1 protein-coding gene is annotated in these 495 nt (G+C 68.5%); it reads left to right on the top strand.

Going from position 1 to position 495, the window contains the following annotated elements; genetic code table 11:
* Positions 1–412 (top strand): CBS domain-containing protein (locus BN4575_RS20540; RefSeq protein WP_068979571.1); only part of this gene is annotated, 412 nt, incomplete at its 5' end.
* Between the last annotated feature and the right edge of the window lie 83 nt (positions 413–495).

Genomic DNA, 495 nt, shown 5'->3' with positions numbered 1-495 from the left:
CATGAAGACCGACGTGGCGTGCAGCAAGGCGAGCGAGCCCGTCGAGAAGATCGCCGAGCTGATGCAGGCGCGGAACATCGGCTTCGTTCCGATCTGTGGCGACGACGGCACCGTCGTCGGGACCCTCACCGATCGAGATCTCGCGCTCCGCGTGCTCGCCGAGCACCGGAGCGCCTCGTCGACGCGGGCAGGGGACATCATGACCCGAGATGTCGTCTGCTGCGGGCCGGACGAGGATCTGAACGTGGCCCAGCGCCTCATGAGCGATCACAAGAAGTCGAGGATCGGCTGTGTCGACGACCAGAAGCGCCCTGTCGGCGTCATCAGCCTGTCGGACATCGCCGCCAGGGACGGCGGGGCACGGTCGTCGGAGCTGCTGAGCTCCATCTCCGAGCGAGAGGCGCGCGCGTAGCGGCTCGGCCCCACGATGGCGAGGCGGACGCCTCTCATGCGGTGTCGATGGCCGCCACGAGCCGCGAACTCCTGCCGCGCTCA

It is taken from the genome of Aeromonas sp. EERV15 (assembly GCF_900079845.1).
Classification (GTDB): Bacteria; Pseudomonadota; Gammaproteobacteria; order Enterobacterales; family Aeromonadaceae; genus Aeromonas; species Aeromonas sobria.
The sequence above is the reverse complement of the archived record's forward strand: the minus strand, read 5'-3'. Positions and strand labels throughout refer to the sequence as shown.